Annotated in this window: 32 protein-coding genes; 17 read left to right on the top strand and 15 right to left on the bottom strand. The window is 62.1% G+C overall.

The window, feature by feature from the left end:
- Positions 1–103: 103 nt before the first annotated feature.
- Both ACODR6_RS18540 and cml read right to left on the bottom strand, forming a co-directional pair.
- Positions 104–466: an antibiotic biosynthesis monooxygenase family protein gene (locus ACODR6_RS18540; RefSeq protein WP_413709248.1), complete on the bottom strand. Its 363-nt coding sequence runs from the start codon at positions 464–466 to the stop codon at positions 104–106.
- 90 nt (positions 467–556) lie between these two features.
- Positions 557–1735 (bottom strand): CmlA/FloR family chloramphenicol efflux MFS transporter, encoded by a 1179-nt coding sequence (cml, locus tag ACODR6_RS18535; RefSeq protein ID WP_489023470.1) that lies wholly within the window; start codon positions 1733–1735, stop codon positions 557–559.
- A 278-nt stretch (positions 1736–2013) separates the two neighbouring features.
- Here cml and ACODR6_RS18530 point away from each other — a divergent pair, with 278 nt between their 5' ends.
- Positions 2014–2391: a VOC family protein gene (locus ACODR6_RS18530; RefSeq protein ID WP_130282878.1), complete on the top strand. Its 378-nt coding sequence runs from the start codon at positions 2014–2016 to the stop codon at positions 2389–2391.
- A 3-nt stretch (positions 2392–2394) separates the two neighbouring features.
- Here the strand turns inward: ACODR6_RS18530 and ACODR6_RS18525 are convergent, their stop codons facing one another.
- The 5 genes from ACODR6_RS18525 to ACODR6_RS18505 all read right to left on the bottom strand — a co-directional run bounded on the left by ACODR6_RS18525 (position 2395) and on the right by ACODR6_RS18505 (position 4683).
- Positions 2395–2694 carry an addiction module antidote protein gene (locus ACODR6_RS18525; RefSeq protein ID WP_130282662.1) on the bottom strand — a complete coding sequence of 100 codons (300 nt, stop codon included), beginning with the start codon at positions 2692–2694 and terminating at the stop codon, positions 2395–2397.
- Between the two features lies 1 nt (position 2695).
- Positions 2696–2986, bottom strand: a complete 291-nt coding sequence (locus ACODR6_RS18520) for a type II toxin-antitoxin system RelE/ParE family toxin (protein WP_199628769.1) — start codon at positions 2984–2986, stop codon at positions 2696–2698.
- Between the two features lie 106 nt (positions 2987–3092).
- Positions 3093–3560: a 30S ribosomal protein S9 gene (gene rpsI / locus ACODR6_RS18515; protein WP_112718719.1), complete on the bottom strand. Its 468-nt coding sequence runs from the start codon at positions 3558–3560 to the stop codon at positions 3093–3095.
- Positions 3561–3562: 2 nt separating this feature from the next.
- Positions 3563–4027: a 50S ribosomal protein L13 gene (gene rplM / locus ACODR6_RS18510; protein ID WP_112718718.1), complete on the bottom strand. Its 465-nt coding sequence runs from the start codon at positions 4025–4027 to the stop codon at positions 3563–3565.
- A gap of 230 nt (positions 4028–4257) precedes the next feature.
- Positions 4258–4683, bottom strand: coding sequence for a PaaI family thioesterase (locus ACODR6_RS18505; protein ID WP_199628768.1), 426 nt, complete (start codon positions 4681–4683; stop codon positions 4258–4260).
- Between the two features lie 74 nt (positions 4684–4757).
- Here ACODR6_RS18505 and ACODR6_RS18500 point away from each other — a divergent pair, with 74 nt between their 5' ends.
- The 3 genes from ACODR6_RS18500 to ACODR6_RS18490 are packed head-to-tail and all read left to right on the top strand — an operon-like array spanning position 4758 to position 6204.
- Positions 4758–5591: an enoyl-CoA hydratase gene (locus ACODR6_RS18500; protein ID WP_112718716.1), complete on the top strand. Its 834-nt coding sequence runs from the start codon at positions 4758–4760 to the stop codon at positions 5589–5591.
- A gap of 38 nt (positions 5592–5629) precedes the next feature.
- Complete coding sequence (locus ACODR6_RS18495; RefSeq protein ID WP_112718715.1) at positions 5630–5908, top strand: type II toxin-antitoxin system RelE/ParE family toxin; 279 nt, start codon at positions 5630–5632, stop codon at positions 5906–5908.
- Positions 5909–5916: 8 nt separating this feature from the next.
- Positions 5917–6204 carry a HigA family addiction module antitoxin gene (locus ACODR6_RS18490; RefSeq protein ID WP_112718714.1) on the top strand — a complete coding sequence of 96 codons (288 nt, stop codon included), beginning with the start codon at positions 5917–5919 and terminating at the stop codon, positions 6202–6204.
- A gap of 2 nt (positions 6205–6206) precedes the next feature.
- Here the strand turns inward: ACODR6_RS18490 and ACODR6_RS18485 are convergent, their stop codons facing one another.
- Together ACODR6_RS18485 and ACODR6_RS18480 are read right to left on the bottom strand one after the other, a co-directional pair.
- Positions 6207–7043, bottom strand: a complete 837-nt coding sequence (locus ACODR6_RS18485; protein WP_112718713.1) for an EamA family transporter — start codon at positions 7041–7043, stop codon at positions 6207–6209.
- A gap of 447 nt (positions 7044–7490) precedes the next feature.
- Positions 7491–7814: a hypothetical protein gene (locus ACODR6_RS18480; protein WP_112718711.1), complete on the bottom strand. Its 324-nt coding sequence runs from the start codon at positions 7812–7814 to the stop codon at positions 7491–7493.
- Positions 7815–7909: 95 nt separating this feature from the next.
- Between ACODR6_RS18480 and ACODR6_RS18475 the strand changes: the two genes are divergently transcribed.
- The gene (locus ACODR6_RS18475; RefSeq protein ID WP_112718710.1) at positions 7910–8338 is read left to right on the top strand and encodes a CoA-binding protein; all 429 of its coding nucleotides are present in this window, start codon (positions 7910–7912) and stop codon (positions 8336–8338) included.
- A gap of 103 nt (positions 8339–8441) precedes the next feature.
- Positions 8442–9725, top strand: coding sequence for an O-acetylhomoserine aminocarboxypropyltransferase (locus ACODR6_RS18470; protein WP_112718709.1), 1284 nt, complete (start codon positions 8442–8444; stop codon positions 9723–9725).
- A gap of 109 nt (positions 9726–9834) precedes the next feature.
- Here ACODR6_RS18470 and ACODR6_RS18465 read toward each other — a convergent pair whose 3' ends face one another.
- Positions 9835–10965 carry an FAD-dependent oxidoreductase gene (locus tag ACODR6_RS18465; protein WP_489023463.1) on the bottom strand — a complete coding sequence of 377 codons (1131 nt, stop codon included), beginning with the start codon at positions 10963–10965 and terminating at the stop codon, positions 9835–9837.
- Between the two features lie 76 nt (positions 10966–11041).
- Between ACODR6_RS18465 and ACODR6_RS18460 the strand changes: the two genes are divergently transcribed.
- Positions 11042–11716, top strand: coding sequence for a TetR/AcrR family transcriptional regulator (locus ACODR6_RS18460; RefSeq protein ID WP_489023462.1), 675 nt, complete (start codon positions 11042–11044; stop codon positions 11714–11716).
- 51 nt (positions 11717–11767) lie between these two features.
- On the opposite strand, the gene ACODR6_RS18455 is transcribed toward ACODR6_RS18460, so the two are convergent.
- Positions 11768–12088, bottom strand: a complete 321-nt coding sequence (locus ACODR6_RS18455) for a hypothetical protein (RefSeq protein WP_489023460.1) — start codon at positions 12086–12088, stop codon at positions 11768–11770.
- A gap of 70 nt (positions 12089–12158) precedes the next feature.
- A complete protein-coding gene (locus ACODR6_RS18450; protein WP_489023459.1) occupies positions 12159–13004 on the bottom strand; it encodes a class I SAM-dependent methyltransferase in 846 nt (281 codons plus the stop codon).
- Between the two features lie 108 nt (positions 13005–13112).
- Between ACODR6_RS18450 and ACODR6_RS18445 the strand changes: the two genes are divergently transcribed.
- From ACODR6_RS18445 to ACODR6_RS18435, 3 genes are all read left to right on the top strand, one after another.
- On the top strand, positions 13113–15101 hold the full coding sequence (locus ACODR6_RS18445) for a tetratricopeptide repeat protein (protein ID WP_489023457.1): 1989 nt from the start codon (positions 13113–13115) through the stop codon (positions 15099–15101).
- Between the two features lie 79 nt (positions 15102–15180).
- Positions 15181–15798 carry a LysE family transporter gene (locus tag ACODR6_RS18440; RefSeq protein ID WP_489023455.1) on the top strand — a complete coding sequence of 206 codons (618 nt, stop codon included), beginning with the start codon at positions 15181–15183 and terminating at the stop codon, positions 15796–15798.
- Between the two features lie 8 nt (positions 15799–15806).
- Positions 15807–16151, top strand: coding sequence for a cupin domain-containing protein (locus ACODR6_RS18435; RefSeq protein WP_112718699.1), 345 nt, complete (start codon positions 15807–15809; stop codon positions 16149–16151).
- 12 nt (positions 16152–16163) lie between these two features.
- On the opposite strand, the gene ACODR6_RS18430 is transcribed toward ACODR6_RS18435, so the two are convergent.
- Positions 16164–16625 carry a MarR family winged helix-turn-helix transcriptional regulator gene (locus tag ACODR6_RS18430; protein ID WP_489023453.1) on the bottom strand — a complete coding sequence of 154 codons (462 nt, stop codon included), beginning with the start codon at positions 16623–16625 and terminating at the stop codon, positions 16164–16166.
- A gap of 150 nt (positions 16626–16775) precedes the next feature.
- On the opposite strand from ACODR6_RS18430, the gene ACODR6_RS18425 reads away from it, so the two are divergent.
- From ACODR6_RS18425 to ACODR6_RS18400, 6 genes are all read left to right on the top strand, one after another.
- Positions 16776–17573: an SDR family NAD(P)-dependent oxidoreductase gene (locus ACODR6_RS18425; RefSeq protein ID WP_489023451.1), complete on the top strand. Its 798-nt coding sequence runs from the start codon at positions 16776–16778 to the stop codon at positions 17571–17573.
- A 291-nt stretch (positions 17574–17864) separates the two neighbouring features.
- On the top strand, positions 17865–18887 hold the full coding sequence (gene pstS, locus ACODR6_RS18420) for a phosphate ABC transporter substrate-binding protein PstS (protein ID WP_489023449.1): 1023 nt from the start codon (positions 17865–17867) through the stop codon (positions 18885–18887).
- 84 nt (positions 18888–18971) lie between these two features.
- Positions 18972–19949, top strand: a complete 978-nt coding sequence (gene pstC, locus ACODR6_RS18415; RefSeq protein ID WP_112718689.1) for a phosphate ABC transporter permease subunit PstC — start codon at positions 18972–18974, stop codon at positions 19947–19949.
- A gap of 1 nt (position 19950) precedes the next feature.
- A complete protein-coding gene (gene pstA / locus ACODR6_RS18410; protein ID WP_112718687.1) occupies positions 19951–20802 on the top strand; it encodes a phosphate ABC transporter permease PstA in 852 nt (283 codons plus the stop codon).
- The gene (gene pstB / locus ACODR6_RS18405) at positions 20802–21608 is read left to right on the top strand and encodes a phosphate ABC transporter ATP-binding protein PstB (RefSeq protein ID WP_489023446.1); all 807 of its coding nucleotides are present in this window, start codon (positions 20802–20804) and stop codon (positions 21606–21608) included. The genes pstA and pstB overlap by 1 nt, the downstream gene beginning before the upstream one ends.
- A 116-nt stretch (positions 21609–21724) precedes the next feature.
- Entirely contained in the window at positions 21725–22480 is a 756-nt protein-coding gene (locus ACODR6_RS18400) for a DUF1194 domain-containing protein (protein ID WP_489023444.1), read from the top strand.
- Between the two features lie 2 nt (positions 22481–22482).
- Here ACODR6_RS18400 and ACODR6_RS18395 read toward each other — a convergent pair whose 3' ends face one another.
- Both ACODR6_RS18395 and ACODR6_RS18390 read right to left on the bottom strand, forming a co-directional pair.
- Positions 22483–23727 (bottom strand): cytochrome P450, encoded by a 1245-nt coding sequence (locus ACODR6_RS18395; RefSeq protein ID WP_489023442.1) that lies wholly within the window; start codon positions 23725–23727, stop codon positions 22483–22485.
- 57 nt (positions 23728–23784) lie between these two features.
- Positions 23785–25038 (bottom strand): GGDEF domain-containing protein, encoded by a 1254-nt coding sequence (locus tag ACODR6_RS18390; protein WP_489023440.1) that lies wholly within the window; start codon positions 25036–25038, stop codon positions 23785–23787.
- Positions 25039–25415: 377 nt separating this feature from the next.
- On the opposite strand from ACODR6_RS18390, the gene clpP reads away from it, so the two are divergent.
- A complete protein-coding gene (clpP, locus tag ACODR6_RS18385; protein WP_489023438.1) occupies positions 25416–26048 on the top strand; it encodes an ATP-dependent Clp endopeptidase proteolytic subunit ClpP in 633 nt (210 codons plus the stop codon).
- The last annotated feature ends 229 nt before the right edge of the window (positions 26049–26277 follow it).

Raw genomic sequence — 26277 nt, 5'->3', positions numbered from 1 at the left:
GTGAGGGCTGGCTGGACATGGCAATTCCTCTTCGGAAGAAAGGCCTAGGCGAGGACGCCGCCGATTGCAAGCGAAGGCTCCGGGCGACGGCTGTCCGCCGATCTCAGGCTTGCTCGCCGTCATCAGAGGCGGTGAATTCATAGGCCCGTTCCACGCGCGCAATGCGAACCTTGTATTGCTTGTACCAGCGGTCGCGGCCGATGCGCTGGGCGGCAAGATGGCTCGCGACCTGCTTCCAGGCCTTAAGGCTCTCCTCATCGGCCCAATAGGAATTGGTGATGCCGAAGCCGCCGGCATCGCGGGCGCTCTCGGCGCCAAGACAGCCCGGCTGCTGCAACGCAAGCTCGGCCATCCGGTCGGCCATGGCGCCGTAACCATGATCGCCCTCGGTTCGCGTCGACGAAAAGGTCACGACGTAATAGGGCGGCTCTGGCGTTTCGGCGAAGGGTGAGGGCTGGCTGGACATGGCAATTCCTCTTCGGAAGAAAGGCCTAGGCGAGGATGCTGCTGATTGCAAGCGATGGCGGCAGGTGGACCGCCGCCATCGCGTCGTCTGTTATCTGAGGCGCCGGAGTGCGAGGAGAGTGACCGCAGCCGAGACGGTGCAGAAGCCCGCAAGCGGCCAGGCCGTATCGCCGCCGAGAACGAGCACGAATCCCGTCCCGGCGCAGGCAACGATCAGGCTCTGGATGCAGAAATAGAGCGCCACCGCCGTGCCCGCCCTGTCGCCGAAATCGGCCAGCGCCCCATTCGCCGTCACCGCCGTCGTCAGGACGATGCCGAGCGAGATGATCCACATCGGTAGGATGAAGCTGACGAAGGACGGCGCGAGAAAGAGTTCGCCGAAGCCGAGCAGCATCGCGCCGAGAATGAGCAGCCCCATGCCCCGCGCCAGGCTGCCCGCTGTTCCCCAGCGCTTGACGAAGCGCCCGGCAAAACGGGCGGCAACGATCATCACCATCGCCGATGTCGCAAACGAGAGGCTGAAAACCATTTGCGAGAAACCGGCCCTTTCGATCAGCACCCGGGGCGCAGTGGAGAAGAACACGAAGAACGACCCCATCGCCGCGCTGAAGCCGATCGTATAGGTCCAGAAGGCACCGCTTCTGAGGATCGTACCGATACCGATCGCGCCGGCTGCCGCCGTCTCCGGCCGGGTCTCGTGCCATCGTGCGAGGGCCGCGATCATCGCCGTCAGCATCAGCACGCCAAGCAGGACGAAGATCGCCCGCCATCCGAGATGACCGGCGATTAGCGCACCGGCAATCGGCCCGAGAGCCGGGACGAAGGAGAGGATGGCGCCGAGCAGGCTATAAATGACGGCGCCTTCAGGCCGTGCCGCATAGACGTCCCGCACGGTGGCGAATGTCGCGACCAGCGCAGCCGATGCCCCCGCCGCCTGCAGCAGCCTGAAGACGACGAAGAGCGGCGCGGAGGAGGTGGCGGCCAGTATCGGCGACGAACCGGCAAAGAGCAGCGCGCCGCCGAGCAGCACGGGCCGCCTGCCGATACGGTCGGAGAGCGGGCCGAAGAGTAGCTGTCCGGCGCCGAGCATCAGCATGTAGAGGCTGAGCGTCAGCTGGATGACGGTGGCCGATGTGCCGAGCGCTGCCGGCATCTGTGGCACGACGGGCAGATAGATATCCATGGCAAGCGAAGCCAGGATATCGAAGGGCGCAAGCAGAAGCAGCGCCACGGGGAGGGGGTATGTCCAGTCTCTGTTTCGATAAGGCATGTGTCTTCATCCGTTCGAACGTTCATTCGACGGCGATCTGCCTTCTCATCGGTCTGGATTGACGGGACAGACGCCGCAACAACATCAAGGGTCGCTGCGGCCTATCTGTCTGCGGACGGGGTGGCTCCCATGTCAGGTCCTGTCTTGTCCGGTTGAAAACCTCGTCCGGTTTAACAGCCGGTCCCTTATCGGGCAAGCCAGGGCTGCCGAATGCCGCGTTGACTTCGGCAATCGCTTCCATGAAGTTTGCGGAAACGGACAAGGAGGCGCCCATGGGCATGTTCGATCACGTATCGATTGGGGTGAAGGATCTGGAGCGCTCACGCCGCTTCTATGATGCGCTGCTTGCGCCGCTCGGCTATGAGCGGCTGTCGAATTTCGACGGAACGGTCGGCTACGGTGCCGATGGCCCGGCCTTCTGGGTGAGCCAGGTCGAGCGCCCGGTCCCGGCCGACCGGCGATCTGGTCTGCACTTCTGCTTCACCGCGCCCAGCGAAGAATCCGTCAACGCCTTCCACGCCGCCGGCATTGCCAATGGCGGCGAAGACAACGGACCTCCCGGCATCCGCCCGGATTACGGCCAGTTCTACTACGCCGCCTTCATCATCGACCCCGATGGCTACCGGCTTGAGGCCTTCTTTCACAAGGAGGAATAGGCGTCAGGCGGCATCCGCATCAGCAGGCGAGATCGAGACTTTCAGGCCAAGGGCCTTGATCACGCCGAAGAATGTCGAAAGCCGCGGATCTCCGGTTTCGCTCAGCGATTTGTAGAGCGCCTCGCGGGTGACGCCCGCCTCCTTGGCGACCGCGCTCATGCCTGCGGCGCGAGCGACGTCTCCGAGGGCGTGGGCAATGAGGGCTGGATCGCCGTCTTCGAACGCCGCTTCGAGATAGAGCATGCGCTCATCCTCCGTCTTCAGGTGATCCTGAACGTCGAAGCGCGTGGTTTCGAGAGGCATCTTAGATCTCCTTCGCCAATTGCTTGGCCTGGGCAATGTCTCGGCTTTGCGAGGATTTGTCCCCGCCGCACAAGAGAATGACGATCGCGTCGCCAACACGGGTGAAATAGACGCGGTATCCAGGTCCGTAGTCGATGCGTATCTCGCTGACGCCACCGCCGACCGGTTTGACATCACCGGGATTGCCGAGTTCCAGGCGACGGATGCGTGTGACGATGCGGATGCGGGCATGCGCGTCCCGAAGCTCGCCGAGCCATTTCCCGAACAAGGCAGTCTGGCGAACTTCGATCATCTGTGAATTATAGTTCACAAATTCGGGATGTCAAAGCACGCGTCCCGCCAATAAGAAAAGGCCGGGTTTGCACCCGGCCTTTCCAAAAAGTATATCCAGAAAGCGATTAGCGCTTCGAGAACTGGAACGAACGGCGGGCCTTGGCCTTACCGTACTTCTTACGCTCGACGACGCGGCTGTCGCGGGTCAGGAAGCCACCCTTCTTCAGGACCGAGCGCAGGCCCGGTTCGAAGTAGGTGAGAGCCTTGGACAGACCGTGACGAACGGCACCGGCCTGGCCGGAAAGACCGCCGCCTGCAACCGTTGCGATGATGTCGAACTGGCCGTCACGGGCAGCAGCGACGATCGGCTGACGCAGGATCATCTGCAGAACCGGACGGGCGAAGTATGCCGTGAAGTCCTTGCCGTTGACGATGATCTTGCCGGAGCCGGCCTTGACCCAAACGCGGGCTACGGCGTCCTTACGCTTGCCGGTCGCGTAGGAACGGCCAAGCGAGTCGACCTTGCGGACGTGAACCGGAGCAGCTGCTTCAGCGGACGTGCCGAGATCCTTCAGGGAGGAGAGGTCAGCCATTCTTAGGCGCTCCTTACGTTCTTCTTGTTCAGCTTGGAGACGTCGAGGACGGTCGGCTGCTGTGCTTCATGGGGATGGTTGGAACCAGCGTAAACGCGGAGGTTCTTCATCTGGCGACGGCCGAGCGGGCCACGCGGAACCATGCGCTCAACGGCCTTCTCGAGAACGCGCTCCGGGAAGCGGCCTTCGATGATCTGGCGAGCGGTACGCTCCTTGATGCCGCCGGCGTAACCCGTGTGCCAGTAGTAAACCTTGTCGGAGTACTTCTTGCCGGTGAATACGACCTTGTCGGCATTGATGACGATGACGTTGTCGCCGTCGTCAACGTGGGGCGTGAAGGTTGCCTTGTGCTTGCCGCGCAGGCGCATAGCGATGATGGAAGCGAGACGGCCAACGACGAGCCCTTCGGCGTCGATGATGACCCACTTCTTCTCCACCTCTGCAGGCTTCTGGGAGAAAGTTGCCATAGTCGTTACTCTCTTTTGGATCCCTTGTGCCCGAAGGCGAAGGGCGTTTCTTGTTGCTTGGTTTAGTGGTCCTGGGACGCACCAAAAAGAAAGCAGCCCGGAAAGGCTGCGTTTCTGGCGGTGTGTATAGAGGCAATGCCTTCTGCGGTCAATATCGCGAAACTGGGCGATCGAAAAAATAGATAAGCAAAATCAATACGATAATTATACGGTATTATGATACCTCACATTTATCGCGGCGGAATCGAGTAGGTGGCGGTGGCCTGCGCGATCAATTCGCTCTCATCGCGCTGAAAGATCGAGGCGTCGATCACCGCCAGACGCTTGCCGAGCTTGAGAATCCGGCAGGTGCAGAAGGTCGGCTCCGGCTTCGGCAATCGGAGGAAATTGATGTTGAGATTTGTGGTCACTGCAAGCGCCACCGGGCCGATATGCGCGAGCACTGCGACATAGGCGGTGACATCCGCCAGCGTGAAAAGCGCCGGGCCGGAAACCGTGCCGCCCGGCCGCAGATGCCGTTCTGAGGGATCGAGCCGCATCGAGGCCTTGCCGGGCGCGATATCGATCACCTCCAGCACGCGTCCGTCGGTGTGGATCTGCGGAAAGTCCGTCTCCAGAAAACGGTGGACCTCGTCGATCGTCATGACCGGTTGCATCGCTTCTCCTCGAAATTGCCGGCTGGCTGTGGCAGAACATCTAGCACGAAAGATACATGCAGGGAGTTAGACCAATGGCCGAAGTCGTTTCCTTCCGGAAAGATCCAGACAAGGCGGGTGAGGGCGCGCTGGTGCTGCGCCAGCTGAATGACGGCGTTCTCAGGCTGACCTTGAACAATCCGCCAGCCAACGCCCTGTCGATCGCCGTCATGGAAACGCTGATGGGCGAACTCCAGGCCGCTGGCGAAGACTCCGCGGTCCGCGTCGTCATCATCGCCTCGACCGGCAACGTCTTCTCTGCGGGGCATGACCTGAAGGAGCTGACCGCGCACCGCGCCGATGCCGACGACGGCGTCGCCTTCTTCGAGGAGAGCTTTGCGCTGGCGGCCGACCTGATGCTGGAGATCGCCCGTCTGCCGAAGCCCGTGATCGCCGAGATCGACGGCCTGGCGACGGCAGCAGGCTGCCAGCTGGTCGCTTCCTGCGATCTGGCGATCTGCACCGACACAGCGACCTTCTGCACGCCGGGCGTCAATATCGGTCTGTTTTGCTCGACGCCGATGGTCGCCGTATCGCGCGCCGCGCATCGCAAGCAGGCGATGGAAATGCTGTTGACCGGCGAAACCATCGACGCCTCGACCGCCAAGGATTTCGGCCTCGTCAACCGCATCGTGCCGAAGCAGTATCTGACGCAGGTGGTGACGAAATACGCCTCCGTCATCGCCTCGAAATCGCCGGAAGCGATCCGCATCGGCAAGGAAGCCTTCTATCGCCAGCTCGAAATGCCGATTGAGGAAGCCTACACCTTCGCCGCCGAAACCATGGTCGACAGTATGCTGACAGCCGATGCAGAAGAGGGGATCGGCGCATTCCTCGGCAAGCGCATGCCGGTCTGGCCGGAGGAGTGACGCTCGACATACTACGCGTGGCGTAGTATGTTTGACGAATGATCCGTAGCGTGGCGACAAGCGCGACTGAACAGTTCCTGAAAACCGGCAAGTCGAAGTTTTCCGGCCTCGACGTCGTTAAGGCAAAGCAGCGCGTGGTCATGCTGCACAACGCAAAATCACTCGACGATCTGAGCCCGCTGAAATCAGTGGGCTTGCACAAATTGTCGGGCGATCGCAAAGGCGAATGGGCGATGATTATTAACGGGCCATGGCGCTTGTGTTTCCGCTTCGAAGACGGCCACGCCTGGGATGTGGAAATTGTCGACTATCATTGAGGACGAACATGTTTGAGGTTCACCCCGGAAGCATTCTCAAGGAAGAGCTTGAGGCTCGTAATATGAGCGGCAACGCGCTTGCCTTGGCGCTGCGCATCAATTCGGGCCGGGTATCCGAAATCTTGAACGAGCGCCGCGCCATCAGTCCCGACACGGCGCTGCGTTTGGGACGTTATTTCGGCAATGATCCGCAGTTTTGGCTGAGCCTGCAGTCGGCCTTCGATCTTGCCGTTGCCGAACGGGAAAATGGCGAGAAGATTTCGCGCGAGGTCATTCCTGCGCAGTCGGCCGCCTGAAGCTACCCAAGCTTCAGGATCAACCCGCCGGCGGCGATGATGACGCCGGCGAGGTAGCGCCAAGGGCTGGCGCGTTCTTTCAGCACCAGCACCGAGATGATCAGCGCGAAGAGGATCGAGGTTTCGCGCAGCGCCGCGACGGTTGCGACCGGCGCCTTGGTCATCGCCCAGAGTGCGAAACCGTAGGAAGCGATCGAGCCTGCGCCGCCGATCAGCCCGCGCCACCAGTGCACCCGGACATGGATGGCGACGACGCGGGCGCCGCGGCGCGAGATCGCCCAGGCAAACAGCAGCACCGGCGGCAGCAGCGACATCCACAGCGTATAGGAAATCGCATTGCCGGAAAGCCGGGCGCCGATGCCGTCGACATAGGTATAGGTGGCGATAACGCAGGCATTGATCAGCGCCAGCATGATCGCGTGGCGGCTGCCATGCCGGGCCTCGAAGGCAAGCGTCAGAATGCCGGCGCAGATCGTCATCGTGCCGATCAAGGCGCCACCGGTCAGCGTTTCGCCAAGCACGAAGCTACTGGTCGCGGCAATCAGAAGCGGCGCGCAGCCGCGCATCAAGGGATAGACCAGCCCGATATCACCCGCCCTGTAGGCGCCGGCCACCAGCTGGAAATAAGCGAACTGCAGGATCGCCGAGCAGCCGATGAACGGCCATGCCGCCGCATTGGGCAGCGGCAGGAAGGCGAGGAAGGGAAGGGCCGAGACCGCGCCACCCGCCGATACCAGTGCCGCATCCAGCGACTTGTCGACGCCGGCCTTGATGATGGCGTTCCATGTCGCATGGAGAAGAGCGCCGAAGAGAACCAGAAGAATGACGTCGAGGGGCACGATCGAGACCGGAAACGGTGGGGCGAGACTGCTGCAGCGGTATGAGCCCCGGCCGGGCAAAAAGCAATGCGCCTGTCATATTTTGCAACCTGACGGCACGTTTATCGGTTGTTCGAGGCTCGCAAAATCCAAAGACGGGACTTTGCATGGACCCGTTTTGCGAGCACTCCTCATGCGTTTATTCCGATTCGCCGAACTCAACTGTGAGGTGTTTCTAATATATGCGTGAACGAAGCTGGCTTAAAGATGAAACGGAAGTGGAACATCTGTGTCCGGATCTATTCACCAACTGGTTATCCTGCTGAAATATAGAGATTATTCTATTATTCTGGCATCGTGAAAATTGTGCTCCCATAGGCTGCATTTCATCGCAATGGCCTCGCAAATGCGCGAAATGCAGCGCCCGGCATTCCCGGGTGAGAGCGGTTTCTCACACGCCCCGATACGTCACAATGAATTGTCTGGAATCAGGAAATTCCCGTCCAGATTGTCTATGTTCTGGCAATTGAGCACCGGGCAGGAGCGATCGTCGCGAGTCGGTATGTTTTTCCACTCGGCATATTGGTTGGCGTCACAATAGCGGCTGTTGCGCACGAAGCGGTCGTAGAGCGGCAGGCCGCGCGGCGAGGTCCAGCGGAAGATCACCGCGCCCTGGTTATGCACCGCCGCCCGGGCACTGGCGCAGCTCATCGCCAGCGGGTTGAGACGGGAGATCGCGAAAGACGGAGATGCCACCAGAACGATGGCGAGCGTGAGCGCAAGTTTTTTCATGGGCCATTCCTCCTTGGGAACCCTATGGCTATATATACGCTCCAAATAACTGCAGGTTTCAACTGGGTGGAAAAATGCCGACGGGGGACGGGCCAATGGATCACGATCACTACAGCGACAGCTATATTGCCGACATTCTGAATTCGGTGCGGACGATCGCTCTCACCGGCGCCTCGCCAAACCCGGCGCGGCCAAGCAACGGCGTGATGGGATATCTGCTCTCGCGCGGCTATCAGGTGATCCCGGTCAATCCCGGCCAGGCGGGCAAGCAGATTCACGGCCAGCTGGTCTATGGCAAGCTTGAGGATATACCGGTGCCGGTCGATATGATCGATGTGTTCCGCGCTTCGGAATATCTGCAGGAAGTGGTGACCGAGACGCTGGCGCTCGCCGTCCGCCCGCGGGTCATCTGGGCGCAGCTTGGCGTACGTGATGACGATGCGGCCCGGCGCGCCGAAGCCGGCGGCATCAAGGTGGTCATGGACCGCTGCCCGGCAATCGAAATTCCGCGGCTTGCGGGATAGCGAACGGATTTTCCACGTTTCTTCCGTTGGTTGAAACGGCAGGCGATTAACATTTGCGGCGCCTTGGTTATGCTGCGGCCATCGACAACGATGGGAGGGCCTCATGGCAAGCAATAATCCTGGCTTCAATACACTGGCAGTTCACGCGGGCGCGCAGCCCGATCCGGCGACCGGCGCCCGCGCGACGCCGATCTACCAGACGACGGCTTACGTCTTCAACGACGCGGACCACGCCGCCTCGCTCTTCGGCCTGCAGGCCTTCGGCAATATCTACACCCGCATCATGAACCCGACGCAGGCCGTGCTCGAAGAGCGCGTTGCCGCGCTCGAAGGCGGTACGGCCGCTCTCGCCGTCGCCTCCGGCCATGCGGCGCAGATGATCGTCTTCCACACCATCATGCGCCCGGGCGACAATTTCGTCGCCGCCAAGCGCCTCTATGGCGGCTCGATCAATCAGTTCGGCCACGCCTTCGATAATTTCGGCTGGCAGGTGCGTTGGGGCGATGTCGCCGATCCCAAGAGCTTCGAGAGCCAGATCGACGGCAAGACCCGGGCGATCTTCATCGAAAGCCTCGCCAATCCGGGCGGCACCTTCGTCGATATCGCAGCGATCGCCGAGGTCGCCCACAAGCACGGCCTGCCGCTGATCGTCGATAACACGATGGCTTCGCCCTATCTCATTCGCCCGATCGAACACGGCGCCGATATCGTGATCCATTCGCTGACCAAGTTCCTCGGCGGCCACGGCAATTCGATGGGCGGCATCATCGTCGATGGCGGCACCTTCGACTGGTCGAAATCCGGCAATTACCCGATGCTGTCGAGCCCGCGCCCGGAATATAACGGCGTGGTGCTGCACTCGACTTTCGGCAACTTCGCCTTTGCGATAGCCTGCCGCGTTCTCGGCCTGCGCGACCTCGGCCCGGCAATCTCGCCCTTCAACGCCTTCCTGATCCTGACCGGCATCGAAACCCTGCCGCTGCGCATGCAGCGCCACAGCGAGAACTCCCTTGCCGTCGCCAAATGGCTGAAGGCGCACAGCAAGGTCGCCTGGGTCAACTACGCCGGCCTGGAAGACGATCCGAACCATGCGCTGCAGCAGCGTTATTCGCCGAAGGGCGCCGGCTCGGTCTTCACCTTCGGCGTCAAGGGCGGCTACGAGGCGGGCAAGACCTTCGTCGAAGGCCTCGAGCTCTTCTCGCACCTCGCCAATATCGGCGACACCCGCTCGCTGGTCATCCACCCGGCCTCGACGACGCACCGCCAGCTGACCGACGAGCAGCGCATCGCCGCCGGCGCCGGCCCTGATGTCGTGCGCCTGTCGATCGGCATCGAGGACGTCAAGGACATCATCGCCGACCTCGAACAGTCGCTGGCGAAGATCTGATGTAGTTCGTCACAAACCTCTGACACCGACGTTAGCAGGTTTTAATGATCCGGCCGCCGAGAACCCCTGAAAACAGGACGTTTTCTGCGGCCGGGCCACAGGCAGACATTCAACTCGGGACATTCGCCCTGAAGAAGTCGAGCAGGCTTTGGGGCGCATCTGCTCCAAACAGCACGTCCATCATCCCGGTGGCATCCACTGCCGCAGCGGCGCTGCGAGCGAAGAGTTCCCGTTCATATACAGAAAGCGCTGTTTCGATATCGTCCTCATGGGCGGCGATCGCTTTCCCGAGTTCCGCGCCATCGTACATTGCCAGATTGGCCCCTTCACCTGAGGGGATCATCAGATGCGCCGCGTCGCCGACAAGCGTCACGCCGGGAACGCGATCCCAACGATGGTCGGCGGGCAGAGTGTGGAGCATCCGCAGAACCGGCACTGTGTCGGCACGCGTGATCAGGGCGGTGAGTTCGGGAGCCCAACCATCGAACTCTCCGGCGATAGCGGCGCATGCTGCCGCACGATCGGAGAAGTCAATGCGTTCGAACCATTCTTCCGCGCGCTTCAGGGCGATGTAGGCATGCAATACCTGGCCCGGTTCGCGGTGAGCCTGGACGCCCTTGCCAGGAGCGACGGCGAACAGCGAACCGCCGCCGACGGCATCTGCGGTCGGCTTGTGATTGGCGTCGGTATCGCGAAGATAGGTCTCGATGAACGAAATGCCGGAGTAAGCCGGCTTGGCGCTTGAAATGAGCGGGCGCACCTTCGACCACGCCCCATCTGCGCCCACGAGAAGATCGGCGGCCGCTGTCGTACCGTTCGCGAACTTCACCAGATGTTGCCCGCTGCCCAGCGCGCTGATCGACGTCACCTTGTGATCCCAGCGGATCGCACCGTCAGAAAGCGACTCGATCAGAATACGGCGAAGCTCGCCTCTCGGAACTTCCGGCCGGCCGCCGGTGCCATCGTCCGGATGATCGAACAGGACCTTGCCGTGTATGTCGAGGACCCGGCTCTGCTGGCCGCCAGGGTGGACGAGCTTCGTGAACTCGTCGAACAGCCCGGCGTCCTTGAGTGCCCGCTGTCCGTTCTCCTCGTGGATATCCAGCATACCACCTTGGCCGCGTGCGATTGGAGACGTCTCTGCTTCGTAGATGGTCGATGTGATGCCGTGGACGCGGAGGACCCTGGCGAGCATGAGCCCTCCAAGACCGGCACCGATGATCGTTACTGATTTCTGCATGACAAACTGCCTCGCAACTCTAATGGAATGTCATTCCATAGTTGGAATGCCGTTCCATTCATGTCAAGGATATTCCATGAAAGAACGGAACGACACACGATCGAGGCGGCAGCGGTCCCTCACCAGAGAACAGATTATCGACGCCTCTATCCGGCTGTTGGATGAAGGCGGAGAAGGCGGCCTGACCTTCCAGGCGTTGTCGAAGTTGCTCGCGACGGGGCCGGGTGCCATCTATTGGCACGTCGCTGATAAAAGCGATCTTGTGACGGCAGCCTGTGACGAGATCATCGCCCGGACAATGGAAGCAAAGCCGGCGGGAGGATCGCCGCAGGAAACGATCCGCGCCCTGGCGCTGGATCTATTCGATGCCATCGACGCCCATCCATGGGTCGGCGCGGCTTTGATGTCGGCGCCCGGGCAGTTGCCGATGGTGCGCATTTTCGAGCGCCTCGGTCAGCAGGTCCGCTCTCTCGGCGTTTCTGCCGAACACGAATGGTCTGCCGTTTCTGCCTTGCTCAACTACATTCTGGGCGTGGCGGGCCAAAACGCGGCAAACGCCAAGCTTGCAGCTGTCCAAGGGCTGGAACGAGCAAGTTTTCTCGGGGAGGTCGCGGCAGCCTGGTCGGCACTCGATCCCGAGAGCTATCCGTTTACGCGCAGCGTGGCGGCTCAGTTGCCCGCCCACGACGACCGTAAGGACTATCTGGATGGCATCGACCTGCTTTTGCGCGGCATCGTCGCGTCGTCATGACGGCCGGCCCGGCGATCTCTGACGAACCACACCTGAGAGGCCACCGAGCGGCTATTTCGACTGGCAGATGCCGGTCAGGCAGATGGCCGCGCGGCTGTCGATCACCAAGTCGAGTGTGCGCATCATGTCGGCCGCCATCAGCAGTGCCCGTGCGAGATCGCCGGGCGTCTGCCTTGTGGCCGATGTGGCGATCTTCAGGAGATCGAAGACGGCGTCGTGATTGCTGTTGGCCGGAATGCCGACCAGCGCGCGCATCGTGCGTATCTCGGTGACCGACCGGAGGATCAGATGGTGGGCCTCATCCTGTCCAAGCGTCTGGAGCTGATGGGCGGCCTTCGTCACCTCGGAGATGAATTCGTTCGTCTCGGACATGATATGCCTCGTGAAAATTGTCTCGCGACATGCCGCGGACGCTTCCGCCCGCTGCATGTCTGCGCCCCCTCTAGTGCCGTGTGATGACCACTTCGAGATAGTCGCTCGGCACCACGATCGTTCCGTCCTCGGCCCGGTTGAAACGGGTCATCAGTTCGGTCAGCTCGCCGGCAAGTGCCATCTGGCCAGCCGTGTCCAGCGCGCCGAAGGCCTTGAGCACCGGACCGTAGAAGGTCCGGAACACCTCCAGCCAATGCGCCGGCGACTTGTAGCGAAACACGAACTGGCGCGGCGTCGCGGCAATCGACGCGACATGGGCCGGAAACAGCTCCTCGAGCCTGGCGCGCGTGCCCCAGAGGGCCGGCGAGCGGGCGCCGGCCGGTGGCGGCAAATGCTTGCCGATCGTCTTGAACAGCTGGCCGATGAAGCCATCCGGCGTCCAGTTCGACAAGCCGATCGACCCGCCGCGCTTGCAGACGCGCATGAGCTCGGCGGCGGCGCGTTCCTGGTCGGGCGTAAACATCACGCCGAAGATCGACATGACATAATCGAAGCTCTGATCCTTGAACGGCAGGTTCTCGGCATCGGCCTCCATGAATTCCATCGCCAGCCGGTCGGCATTCGCCCGCTCCATCGCCTTGTCGAGAAGGGCAGGGACGTAATCGGTGGCGGTCACCTCGCACCAGCGGCGGGCGGCGGCGAGTGCGCCATTGCCATTGCCGGCCGCCACATCGAGAACCTTCGAACCGGCGCGCAGATCGAGCGCTTCGCAGAGGCTTTCGCCGACGATCTGCAGCGTCGTTCCGACGACGGCGTAATCGCCCGATGACCAGGCGCCCTGCTGGCGGGCCTTGAGGGCTGCGAGATCGGTTACAGGTTGAGCGGGCATGCCGGCAAGGGCCGCGGAAGTAGACATTTGGACCTCCCTGGGTCACATTGGTTGAGCGTGAAAGAGCGGCCGCCCGGTGAACAGATGCTGCCGCTTCGAACGGCTCTGGTATAGGCGCAGGCCATGGGGGGCGCCGTGTCATCAGGCGTGGGAACGACCGTGGAAACGGCGGACCAGCAGCGGCCGCCGCTCGAAATCTGCCTCCTCGGGCCGATGGCCATCCGCCGTGAGGGAGCGGAACTGAAGCTGCCGGGATCGCGCAAGGTGCGGGCGCTGCTCGCCTATCTGATCCTCTCTCCCTATCCGCAGGGCAGGGCGCAGCTCTGCGATCTCCTCTGGGACGTGGCCGACGATCCGCGTGGCGAATTGCGCTGGTGCCTCAGCCGGATCCGTTCGCTGATCGGCGAGCGCATCATCGCCCATGGCGATACCGTCGCACTCGATCTTGCCGGTTGCGCGATCGATGCCGTCGAGGCCACTGCCGCCTGCCGCGAGGGATTGGGCGGCCTGCCGCGGGAGCGGCTGCGCCAGCTTGCGGACCGGTCATCCGGCGAGTTCCTCGATGGCCTCGTCATCGAGCGCCATCCGGCCTTCGAGACATGGCTGGTTTCCCAACGCCGCCGCTTCCGTGAAATCCAGGCGGAAATTCTCGCAGCCATCGCCGATCGGCTCGATGCCAGCGAACGGCTTCCCTATCTCGACCGCTGGATCGAGATCGCCCCCTTCGATATGAAGCCGCATGAGCTGCTGCTGGCGACACTCGCCTCGGAGGGCCGTCTCCGCGAGGCGGAGGAGCATATGAAGGCTGCGGCCAGAGCCTTCGCCGCTGAAGGGCTCGATGCCGGTTCGCTGCGCCGGACCTGGGAAGGCGCCCGAAATGCGAGAACTTCAGCAGCTGCAGCGGCAGAACCGCAACCGCCGGAGCGGGCCAAGAGCGGCGCCCGCCGCGCCTCGATCGCCGTCATGCCTTTCAACGATATGTCGGCCTTGGCAATCCCCGGCGGCACGGCGGATGCGCTGGTCTATGACATCATCACCCGGCTCTCGAAGCTGCGCACGCTGCGGGTGATCGCCCAGGGCACGATGTTTGCGCTGAGGGAGCGGCCGCGCTCTCCCGGCGAGATCGCCGCCGCGCTCGATGTCGATTACGTCGTCAACGGCACCTTCGAGCGCATCGCAACCCGCCTTGTCGTCCGGCTGGAGCTGACCGAGGCGCGGACCAACACCATCGTCTGGGCCGACAGCCTCGATCAGAACGCGGCGGAAACGCTGACCTTGCTGGAAGAGATCGGCACCCGCGTCGTCGCCTCGATCGAGCGCGAGGTGGAGACGCTGGAACGCAACCGCGCCATCCTGAAGCCGCCCAATTCGCTGGATGCCTGGGAAGCGCATCACCGCGGTCTCTGGCACATGTTCCGCTTCACCAAGGGTGATAACGACCAGGCACGGAATTTCTTCGAAACGGCGATCAGCCTCGATCCGACTTTCGCACGCGCCTATGCCGGGCTCTCCTTCACGCATTTCCAGAGCGCCTTTCAGCATTGGGCGGACCGCGACACGGAAACCGAGCTCGCCTATCGCGCCGCCAATCAGGGGCTGATGGCCGACGACCGCGATCCGGCCGCCCATCTTTCCCTCGGCCGGGCACATTTCCTGCGCAAGCAGCATGACCAGTCGGTCGCCGAGCTGCAGCAGGCCGTCGATCTCAGCCCGAGCTTTGCGATCGCGCATTATTCGCTGGCCTTCGTTCAATGCCAATCCGGCGATCCGCTGTCGGCGCTGGCCGCAGCCGACCAGTCGCAATCGCTTAGCCCCTTCGATCCGATGCTCTTCGGCATATTGGCCAGCCGGGCGATCGCGCTGGTGCGCCTCGGCCGTTTCGACGAGGCAGCCGACTGGGCGGCGAGGGCGGCGGCCCGCCCGAATGCGCATGCCCATATCATGGCGATTGCGGCGCTCTGCCTTGCGATCGCAGGCCGGCTCGATGAGGGGCGGGCGCATGTCGCGGCGCTGAACCAACGATATCCCGGCTATCGCATGGACGATTTCTTCATCGCCTTCCACCTGGCCCCGGCCGATCAGGCACCCTTTCGAGATGGAGCAACGCGCGTCGGGCTCGAATAGCGCCGCCCACGGCCTTGGCCGCCGGATGCAAAGCCTCTAAGCTCGCGCTCGAAATCCATTCTCGCGAGTCCGCAGCCCCATGTTTCTTCTCTCCGTTGCCGCCATCTGGGCCGTTGCCGCCATCACGCCCGGCCCGAATTTCTTCCTCGTGGTGCGCACGGCGCTCGAAGGCTCTGCGCGCGCTGCGGTCGCGGTGATCGCGGGCGTCATTCTCGGCACCTTCTGCTGGGGACTGGCCGGCTGGCTCGGGATCAGCGCGCTATTTGCGGCCGCCCCCTTCGCCTATCTCTTCCTGAAGATCGCCGGTGGCGCCTATCTTCTCTGGCTTGGGGCCAAGCTGCTCTGGCGCACCTACCGGCACGGTGCGCTGCCGGGCGAACCCGTGCTTCGCCCCGCAATCAGCCCGAAGCAGGCTTTCTGGTCCGGCCTCGCCACCAATCTCGCCAATCCGAAATCCGCCTTCTTCGTCGCCAGTCTCTTCGCCGCGACGTTGCCTGCCGATCACTCCTGGATGCATGGCGCGCTCGCCGTCGCCACCATGGTTCTGGTCTCGTCGCTCTGGTACACGCTGGTGCTGACGATCCTGCGCAATCCGGCCGTTGCCGGTGCCTATGCCCGCGGCCGCCGCGTCATCGATGCCATGGCCGGCGTCATCTTCATGGGCTTCGGCATGAAGCTCCTCACATCCGCCCGCTAGGAGGCCCTATGCCGAACCAGTTCGTTTTCGATATCGACGCCGTCGAACCGGAGGCCGGTGCTCCCGATGCGGACCGCATCCTCTCCGGCGATCCGCAGTTCCGCACCTGGAATTTCGAGGAAGCCGAAGGCGGCCTCTACGCCGGCATCTGGGAAGCGACACCCGGCAAGTGGCGCATTTCCTACGACGAATGGGAATATTTCAACGTCCTCTCCGGTCACTCGATCGTTACCGAAGACGGCGGCGCCGCCGTTCACCTCAAGGCCGGTGACCGCATGATCCTCAGACCCGGCTTCAAGGGAACCTGGGAAGTCATTGAAACGACTCGCAAGGATTATGTGATCCGGCTGTAGCGGCGAGCCGTCTCAACGTCTGAAACTCTCGGCAAATTCTGCCGAGGAAATGCGGTTCAGCGTGTTGCGCAGCTCTGCCGCGGCTTCAGCGCCGAAGGCGTTTTCGAAGCGGTCGCGAGCTTCGGCCCAGAGGCGGTTGCCTTCCTCCCATTTGGCGATGCCGGCCGGCGTCAGCATGGCGCGCTTGACGCGCTTGTCCTTCGCATCCGGCTCAAGCTTCACCAGCCCATCCCGGATCAGCGGTTTCAGCGTGTGGCCGAGTGCCGAAAGGTCCATGACGAGCCCGTCGGCCAGGAATTTCAGCGAGGGCCCGCCGTTCATGTGGATCTGCGTCATCAGGCTGAATTGCGTGCCTCTCAGCCCGCTCGGCGCAAACACATCCTCGTAGAGCTGCCCGAGCTGTCGCGTTGCGCGGCGAAGCGCGCTGTTGCTGCAAACGGCCCAGCTTTCGTAAACCGGTACTTTCTCATCCATCGTCGATCTCCTGATCCCATCTCCCCGCATCGTGGGCGATCGTCAATCGCCTTTGATTATTTTCTGCCGTGCGCTCTTGCGCAAAATCCAATCGATCTCAATATAGTGGCATATACCACTAATTACCAACGCATCGAAAAGGATTTAGCGATGTCACACTCGTCTCTTGGTACTGCTCTCATCACCGGGGCCTCCGCCGGCATCGGCGCCACCTATGCCGATCGCCTTGCAAAACGTGGCTACGATCTGCTGCTGGTGGCCCGCGACGCCGCCCGCTTGAAGGCTCTGGCGGACAAGCTTTCGGCTGCTCATGGCATCAAGGCAGAGGTGTTTCAGGCCGACCTGACCAATCGCGACGAAGTGCGCAAGGTTGAGAAGCGGCTGCGGGAAGACGAGGCGATCACGCTTCTCGTCAACAATGCCGGCATCGGCTCGAAAACCACGATGCTCGAAGATGATATCGATTATCTCGAGACGATGATCGAAGTGAACGTCGTTGCCGTCAACCGCCTCGGCGTCGCTGCCGCCCAGACCTTTGCCAAGCGCGGCAAGGGCAGCATCATCAACATCGCCTCGGTCGTGGCCTTCCTCGCTGAGCGGTTCCACGGTACCTACAATGCCACCAAGGCATTCGTGCTCAACCTCACGCAGTCGATCCATGCCGAAGCGGGTCCGAAGGGCGTCAAGGTTCAGGCAGTTCTGCCGGGCCTCACCCGCACCGAAATCTTCGAGCGCGCCGGCAATTCCATCGATCAGCTGCCGCCGTCGATGGTCATGGAGGTCACTGATCTCGTCGATGCCGCGCTCGCCGGTTTCGATCAGGGCGAAGTCGTGACCATTCCGTCGCTCCCGGATCCTGCCGACTACGAAGCCTTCACGACCGCGCGCCACGCACTCGGTCCGAACCTCTCTCATAACAAGCCGGCAAGCCGCTACGGCGTCGCTTAATCGGTAAGCCTGGGTGTCGAGCTGCGTCAAACCAACGCAGCTCGACATTAACATTTTGTAATCTTTCCAGAGCCTTACAAGTTAAATCCTTGATTTAGTGAATGAACACTTCTGCACGCATGTTCCGCCTTGAGGCATTGACTCCGAACTGTCGCAGAACTGTCATCAAACTGTAATGTGCAGCGCCTAGCCCGCCTTTGCGACGGGAAATTTCAGCGCCCTTGCCAATGGATACCCCCTCCATGGCGCCGGTCTCGTCGATTGTTCGTTCCATTCAGGGAAGAGACCATAATGCTCACCAAAAAACTTCTTTCGACCTGCCTCGGCGCCGGCCTGGCTGCGGCTTTCGCAGTCTCCGCTTCGGCCGCCGACATCACGGGTGCCGGATCGACCTTCGTTTATCCGGTTCTGTCCAAGTGGTCGGCAGACTACAACAAGCAGACCGGCGACAAGCTGAACTACCAGTCGATCGGCTCGGGCGGCGGTATCGCCCAGATCAAGGCTGCAACGGTCGATTTCGGCGCGTCCGACGCTCCGATGAAGCCTGAAGACCTTTCGGCCGGCGGCTTCGGCCAGTTCCCGGTCGTCGTCGGCGGCATCGTTCCCGTCATCAACGTCAAGGGTATCAAGTCCGGCGAACTCAAGCTCTCGGGCAAGGTTCTCGCCGACATCTACCTCGGCAACGTCACCAAGTGGAACGACAAGGCCATCGCCGACCTGAACCCGGGCCTCAAGCTGCCCGACAGCCAGATCGCCGTCGTTCACCGCTCGGACGGCTCGGGCACCTCGTTCAACTGGACGAACTTCTTCTCCAAGGTCAACCCGGACTGGAAGTCCAAGGTCGGTGAAGGCACCGCCGTCAACTGGCCGGTCGGTATCGGCGGCAAGGGCAACGAAGGCGTTGCTGCTTACGTCACCCGCGTCAAGGATTCGATCGGTTACGTCGAATACGCCTACGCCCTGCAGAACAAGCTGCCCTACGTTCTCGTCGAGAACGCTGCCGGCCAGTATCCGAAGCCGAATGCAGACAGCTTCTCGGCTGCTGCTGCCAGCGCCGAATGGGGCAAGGCTCAGGACTTCTACCTGATCATGACCAACGCTCCGGGCGAAAAGGCCTGGCCGATCACCGCGACCACCTGGGCGATCATGTACAAGCAGCCGAAGGACGCCGAGCGCTCCAAGGCCGCCTTCGCCTTCTTCAAGTGGGCGCTTGAGAACGGTCAGAAGGAAGCCTCTTCCCTCGACTACGTTCCGCTGCCGGCCAGCCTGGTCAAGCAGATCGAAGACTACTGGACCGCGTCCTTCAAGGGCTAAGTCCTCCGTGAATGCCGGGGCAGGGAGCGTTTCTCTCTGCCCCGATTGCTTTGAAGCCCCCTCAAAAGCAAGTCGAGTATAGATATGAGCGAAGCACTGGCATCGCTGCCGGCCGTCGGGCCGGAGGTGAAGCGCCGCGATGGCGCCACCGGCGACCGCATTTTCTTCTGGATCGTGATGGGCTGCGGCCTGTTCGTCCTCGCAGCCCTTCTGGCCGCTGCAATTTCCATGGCATGGGGCGGGCTTCTGGCCTTCCGCACCTTCGGCTTCGGTTTCATCACCGGCACCGAATGGGATCCCGTCGCCCAGCACTTTGCCGGTCTGGTGCCGATCTACGGCACGCTGGTCACCTCCGCGCTGGCGATGCTGATCGGCGTTCCCATCAGCCTCGGCATTGCCGTCTTCGTCACCGAAGTCGCGCCACGCTGGCTGCGCGGACCGATCGGCGGCGCCATCGAGCTGCTCGCCGGCATTCCCTCGATCATCTACGGCATGTGGGGCCTCTTCACCTTCGCCCCCTTCATGTCCGATTACGTCCAGCCGGCGCTGATCGACTGGCTCGGCCCGATCCCCGGCATCGGTCTTCTGTTCTCCGGCGCCCCGATGGGTATCGGCATGCTGACGTCAGGCATCGTGCTGGCGATCATGATTATCCCCTACATCTCCTCGGTCATGCGCGACGTCTTCCTCGTCGTTCCCGCGCAGCTGAAGGAATCGGCCTATGCGCTGGGTTCGACCCGCTGGGAAGTGGTGCGCGATATCGTCATCCCGCATACCCGCACTGCCGTCGTCGGCGGCATCTTCCTTGGTCTCGGCCGTGCGCTCGGCGAAACCATGGCCGTCACCTTCGTGCTCGGCAACACGCACAATATCGCCATATCGCTGATGGAGCCCGGCAACTCGATCGCTGCCGCCATCGCCAACGAATTCACCGAGGCCGATACCGACATCTATCTCTCGTCGCTGATCGCTCTCGGCTTCATCCTCTTTGTCGTCACCTTCATCGTCCTTGCCGCCGCAAAGCTGATGCTGCTGCGCATGGCAAAGCAGAGAGGCGAGTAACATGAGCGTTTCCTCCTCCCTCTACCGCAGCCGCCAGATCAAGAGCGCCATCGCGCTGACGCTTTGCGTCGCCGCCACCGGCCTCGGCCTGATCTTCCTGATCTGGATCCTCTGGACGACGCTGATCAACGGCCTTTCGGCGCTGAGCCCGAAGCTCATCACCGAAATGACCCCGCCGCCAGGCGAAGACGGCGGCCTTGCCAACGCCTTCATGGGGAGCCTGATGATGGTGGTTCTCGCTGTCATCATCGGCACGCCGGTCGGCGTGCTGGCCGGCACCTATCTGGCCGAATTCAGCCGCGGCAAGAAGATCGGCGATATCATCCGCTTCATGAACGACATCCTGCTCTCGGCACCGTCAATCATCATCGGCCTGTTCGTCTACGAGCTCGTGGTACGCCAGACCGGCCATTTCTCGGGCTATGCAGGCGGCATCGCGCTCGCCTTCATCTTCCTGCCGGTGGTCGTGCGTACCACCGACGAGATGCTGCGGCTGGTGCCAGACGTCATGCGCGAGGCTGCACTCTCGCTCGGCATTCCGCGCTGGAAGGTCACCGTCGCCGTGCTCTATCGCGCAGCGTCCGCCGGTATCCTCACCGGCATCCTGCTCGCTGTCGCCCGCATCTCCGGCGAGACGGCACCGCTGCTCTTCACCGCGCTCAACAACCAGTATTGGAGCACGGACATGTCCGAGCCGATGGCCAACATCCCGGTCGTCATCTTCCAATATGCGATGAGCCCCTATGACGAATGGCATGTGCTCGCCTGGGCCGGCGCCTTTGTCATGACCGCAATCGTGCTGCTGCTCAGCGTGGGTTCCCGCGCCGTTCTGAACCGCAAAGGTGGCAAATGATGCTGCAATCTTCCTCCACATTAGACACCCGCAGGACCGCGACGCCGATGGCTAACGACAAGCTCACCCTTGAAGACGTCAACTTCTACTACGGCGACGCCCATGCCATCCGCAGCGTCAGCCTGAATTTCCCCGAACGTCAGGTCTCGGCGCTGATCGGCCCCTCTGGCTGCGGCAAGTCCACGCTGCTGCGCATTCTCAACCGCATCTACATGCTCTATCCGAAGATGCGCGCCACCGGCACGGTCAAGCTCGACGGTCAGAACATCCTCGACCCGCGCTATTCGATGAACGAGCTGCGCGCCCGCGTCGGCATGGTGTTCCAGAAGCCGGTGCCGTTCCCGATGTCGATCTACGACAACATCGCCTACGGCATCCGCCACCACGAACGCCTCGGCAGGGCCGACATGGACGTCCGCGTCGAGCAGGCGCTGCGCCAGGCGGCTCTCTGGGACGAAGTCAAGGACAAGCTGAAGGGCAGCGGCCTCGGCCTTTCCGGCGGCCAGCAGCAGCGTCTCTGCATCGCCCGCGCCGTAGCCCTTCGCCCCGAAGTGCTGCTGCTCGACGAGCCGACCTCGGCGCTCGACCCGATCTCGACCGCAAAGGTGGAAGAGCTCGTCTCGCAGCTGAAGACCGATTTCACCATCGTCATCGTCACGCACAACATGCAGCAGGCGAGCCGCATCTCCGACAATACGGCCTTCATGTATCTCGGCGAGCTCGTCGAATACGGCCCGACCTCGCAGATATTCCAGGCACCGAAGAACAAGCGCACCGAGGACTATATCACCGGTCGTTACGGCTGACGCCGCAACCGCTCGGCTATATCCATACAGGTGTATCCCAATGTGCTAATGTACAGCCGATGGTGCTTTCGATAAGACGGCTGCATCGCTAGCGGCATGCCGCGCGGGGGGGCACCATGGTTCGGACAATGATGCGCCGATGGCTTCTGCACGGAGCCGTCGCAGGAGTTCTGCTTTCGATCTGCATGACATCGGACGCCGCTGCCAGCGAAAGGATCGATCTGGCGCTGGTGATCGCCGCCGACGTCTCGACGTCGATGGATCCGCGCGAAAAGGCGATGCAGCAGGAGGGCTTCGTCGCCGCCTTCCGCCAGCCCGAGATCATCGACGCGATCGGCCGCGGGAAATATGGCCGCATCGCCGTTGCCTATTTCGAATGGGGTGGCGACCACGGCCAGCGCATGGTCATCCCCTGGACGCTGCTGAAGGACGAGGCCGATTGCTGGATGTTCTCGCTGCGGCTTGCGGAGAATTCCCCGACGAAACTGCGCCGCGGCACCTCGATCAGCGAGGCGCTCTCCTATTCGGCGTCGCTTCTACGCCAGAGCGGCTACGCGCCCGAACGCCTCGTCGTCAACATCTCCAGCGACGGCGTCAACAGCATCGGCCGCGATGTCGAGCCGGTGCGAAGAGAACTGATCGCCGGCGGCATGACCATCAACGCTCTCGTCATCAGCGCCCGCGGCGAGCACGACGATGACGAGCCGCCGCTCTCGCCGGAAGCTCTGTTCTCCTATTTCCACCGCGAGGTCATTGGCGGCCCAGGCGCCTTCGCCATGCCGGTCCGCTCGGCAGCCGACTACCCGAGTGCCATATACCGCAAGCTCCTGCGCGAAATCGGCGGCTTTGGGGAGATTGCGGATAAGCGCTGAGCTCACCACGCCAGATCGAGCCTCTCCAGCCCGTGGAAGTGGTAGACGTCCTTGACCTCCGGAACCTTCGCCATCCGGAGACCCGGCAGGCGCTTGAAGAGGATCGGCAGGACGATGTTGAGCTCGAGACGCGCCAGCGGCGCGCCGATGCAGAAATGGATGCCGGCGCCGAAGGAGAGGTTGGGGGCTTCGTTGCGATCCGGCTTGAAGGTGAGGGGATCGGTGAACTTCGCCGGGTCGAGATTGGCGGCCGCCAGGATGAGGCTGACCTTGTCGCCGCGCTTGAAGGAGATGCCGTCGATCTCGACGGGCTCGAGCGCCCAGCGCTGGAAGATGTGAACGGGCGCGCAGATGCGCAGCGTTTCCTCGACGGTCCGCTCCGTTGTCGGTTCGTCCTTGAAGAGGAGGGCGGGATCGCAGCCGTTATCAAGGATGACCCGCACCGAGTTGCCGATCTGGTGAACGGTCGCCTCGTGACCGGCATTGAGCAGCACTATGGTCGTCGAGATCAGCTCGTCCTCGGTGAGGAACTGACCCTTATGCTCCGTATGGATCATGTGGCTGAGCAGATCGTCGCGCGGATTGGCGCGGCGCTCGGCGATCACCGTCTTCACGTAATCGGAAAATTCCTTGGCGGCCTTCTCGGCGCCGTCCTCGTCTTCGCGGGTGCGGCCGAAGAGATACATGCGGATATAGGCATGCGACCAGTCGAGAAGCTGCGGCCCCATCTCCTCGGGGATGCCGATCATCCGGGCGATCATCGTCACCGGGATGATGTCGGCGAAGGCCGAGAGCAGCTCGACTTCGCCCTTGTCCTGGAAGCCGTCGATCAGCCGGTTGGCGAGCTCTTCCAGCTCAGGCTTCATCCGCTCGACATGGCGGGACACGAAAGCGCGGTTGACCAGCGTGCGCAGCCGCGTGTGCTCCGGCGGCTCAAGCTCCAAAAGCGAATAGCGCTCGGCGAGATCGAAATTCGCCACATGCTGATCAGGCTCCGGCAGGCCGAGCTCTTCGCGGGTCGCGATATGCAGGATCTGGCGGCCGAAACGGCGGTCGCGCAGCAGGCTGTTCACATGGTCGTAGCCCGTGAAGAACCACTGCTTCTGCTGTTCCCAGTAGAAGGTCGGACAATGCTGGTGGAGCGCCGAATAGACGGCGTTCGGGTTGCCGTAGAAAGCAGGATCGCTGCTGTCGAGAGAGACGCGGCGGGTATCGGGATCGATCGAAAGGAAGGGTGCTATCATCATGATCCGAGGCTTAGCGGATTTGCCAAGCCTCGAAAAGACGTGAGGGAGGCTCGCGCGTCAACCGGCGCGGGAGAGCGATCCCATGCGGCGCAGCGCCTCGACCTGGTCGTCGACGGTAGGAACGAGTTCGCCGGCATTCTGGTCCATCTGCGCCGGGGCAGGGGCTGCGGTTTCCTGTTCGCCGAAGATGACGCTGCAATTGCGCCCGGCGCCCTTGGCGGCATAGAGCGCCCGGTCGGCGGCGGAGATCATCTTGTCGACATTGGCTTCGATTGCCGAAGAAATGGCAACGCCGATGCTGACGGTTGCAGGCACGATCGCCTCGCCGGTGGCGATCGGCAGGCGGCAGAATTCGGCGCGGATCGATTCCGCCAGCGCTTCCGCTTCGGTCTGGTCGGCAACGGTCGCAAAGGCCGCGAACTCTTCGCCGCCCATACGGCCGAAGACATTGTGCGGCACGAACTGGCGCGCCGTCAGCGCAAAGGCGGAGAGTACGGCGTCGCCCGCCTGATGGCCGAAGCGGTCGTTGACGCGTTTGAAATGGTCGAGGTCGAACAGCAGGACGGCGACCTGGCGCTTCTCGTCAAACGCCTTTTCCTGGATGGCGTCGAAGCGGGCAAACAGGCCGCGGCGGTTCCAGACGCCGGTCAGTGAATCCGTGAGGCTCAACACGCGCAAATGCCTTTCAGAGCGTTCCATGATCATGCGGCAGGTGAGCGCGAAGGCGATCGTCAGCAGGAAGGCGCTCGCCATGGCCGCCGCACCGCCGTAATTGGTCGCTTGCGCGTCGGTTGGCAAGGTCAGTGCCATCATCAGCGCCACGGAGAAGCAGAGGACGCCCTGGACGACGAAGATCGCCGCGAGCTTGCTGCGGGTGCGCTCGTTGCGCAGATTGCCGGTGGCAACAGCCATGGCAAGACCGGTAGCGCCGGTGGCCGAGGCGAGGTTATAGAGAATGACGCGGTTGCCGTAGTCGCTGGCCACCCAGGGCAGGAAGACGCCGGCCAGCCAGATTGCCGGCGGCAGCAGTGCCCACCACTCGATCTTGCGGCGGTCGAGCGCCATGAATCCGGCAACCCATGCGCTCTGGCCGGCCAGAGCGACGGCATTTCCGGCTTCGATCGATAGAATGTTGGGGATAGTGCCGCGCAGCGCCACCATGGCGAAACCGGTTCCGCTGAGCAGGAAACCGAAAGCCCAGACCAGATAGGCCTTGTTGCGCGTGTTGTGGCGCCACGCCATGAACAGCAGCAGAGCGAGCGTCATGGCCTCCGAACACCAGATGGCCAATCCTGTAGCGACATTAAACACGGCAATACCCCTTGAAGTCGGGGCATACTCATCCGCCAATCTTCGCCAGTTGATTAATTGGCAGAAGGGTTTGGCGTGAATTTCGCGGTTAGCGTTTCCAAAGCGTGAACGTGCAAAAGCACATGCCGATGGATTAAGCTTTGCTTCATCCTGTCACCGAGAAAAGCTGTGCGGGTGCCCGCTGCTCTCTCGCCGTTAAGCTGCAATTCGCAGATAGCAGCTACATCGCAGGAGAAAGTCTGCTCCCGCCTGACCTTTGCTTCTTAACGTTATCCTTATGCGTGTCTTGAAGTAGAGGGCAGGGACACTCTATGTAGGGAAAAGGCATTTTTCTTGATTCCCGGCGCCGGCCGGCAAGACTTTGACAAAGGACGCACATGAGAAACCCAGTCGATACCGCTATGGCCCTCGTGCCGATGGTTGTGGAACAGACCAACCGCGGTGAACGCTCCTACGACATCTACTCGCGCCTGCTCAAGGAACGCATCATCTTCCTGACGGGTCCTGTCGAGGATCACATGGCGACGCTCGTCTGCGCCCAGCTTCTCTTCCTTGAGGCCGAAAACCCGAAGAAGGAAATCGCGCTTTACATCAATTCGCCAGGTGGTGTCGTCACCGCCGGCATGGCGATCTACGACACGATGCAGTTCATCAAGCCTGCCGTTTCGACGCTGTGCATCGGTCAGGCCGCTTCGATGGGCTCGCTGCTGCTCTGCGCCGGCGATAAGGACATGCGCTTCGCAACGCCGAACGCCCGCATCATGGTTCACCAGCCGTCGGGCGGTTTCCAGGGCCAGGCCTCGGATATCGAGCGTCATGCACGCGACATCCTGAAGATGAAGCGCCGCCTGAACGAGGTTTACGTCAAGCATACCGGCCGCTCCTACGAGGAAGTCGAAAAGACGCTCGATCGCGACCACTTCATGACCGCTGACGAAGCCCGCGAATGGGGCGTGGTCGACAAGGTTCTGACGTCGCGCAGCGAGATGGAAGGCGATGCGGCGGCATAGTGATTAATTGGGATGGTGTTTTCGCTGCCACAGTTCTATCCCAATTGTGATTGAACAAGGGGTTTAATCCCCAAGCGGACACGCTAAGAGTAAGTATTAATGCTATGTTGAATTTTGATGACATAGCATTCGGCATTCGAAGGGGAATTCGTTGCCGCCGGAACTTGAGCGTGTTTGGTTGGGTTCCGGTTCTTACCCCTTGAAGCTAGGCCGGCTGATGCTCCGGTGG

This window comes from Rhizobium sp. FG96 (genome assembly GCF_057808655.1).
This window is presented reverse-complemented; position numbering and strand designations above follow the sequence as displayed.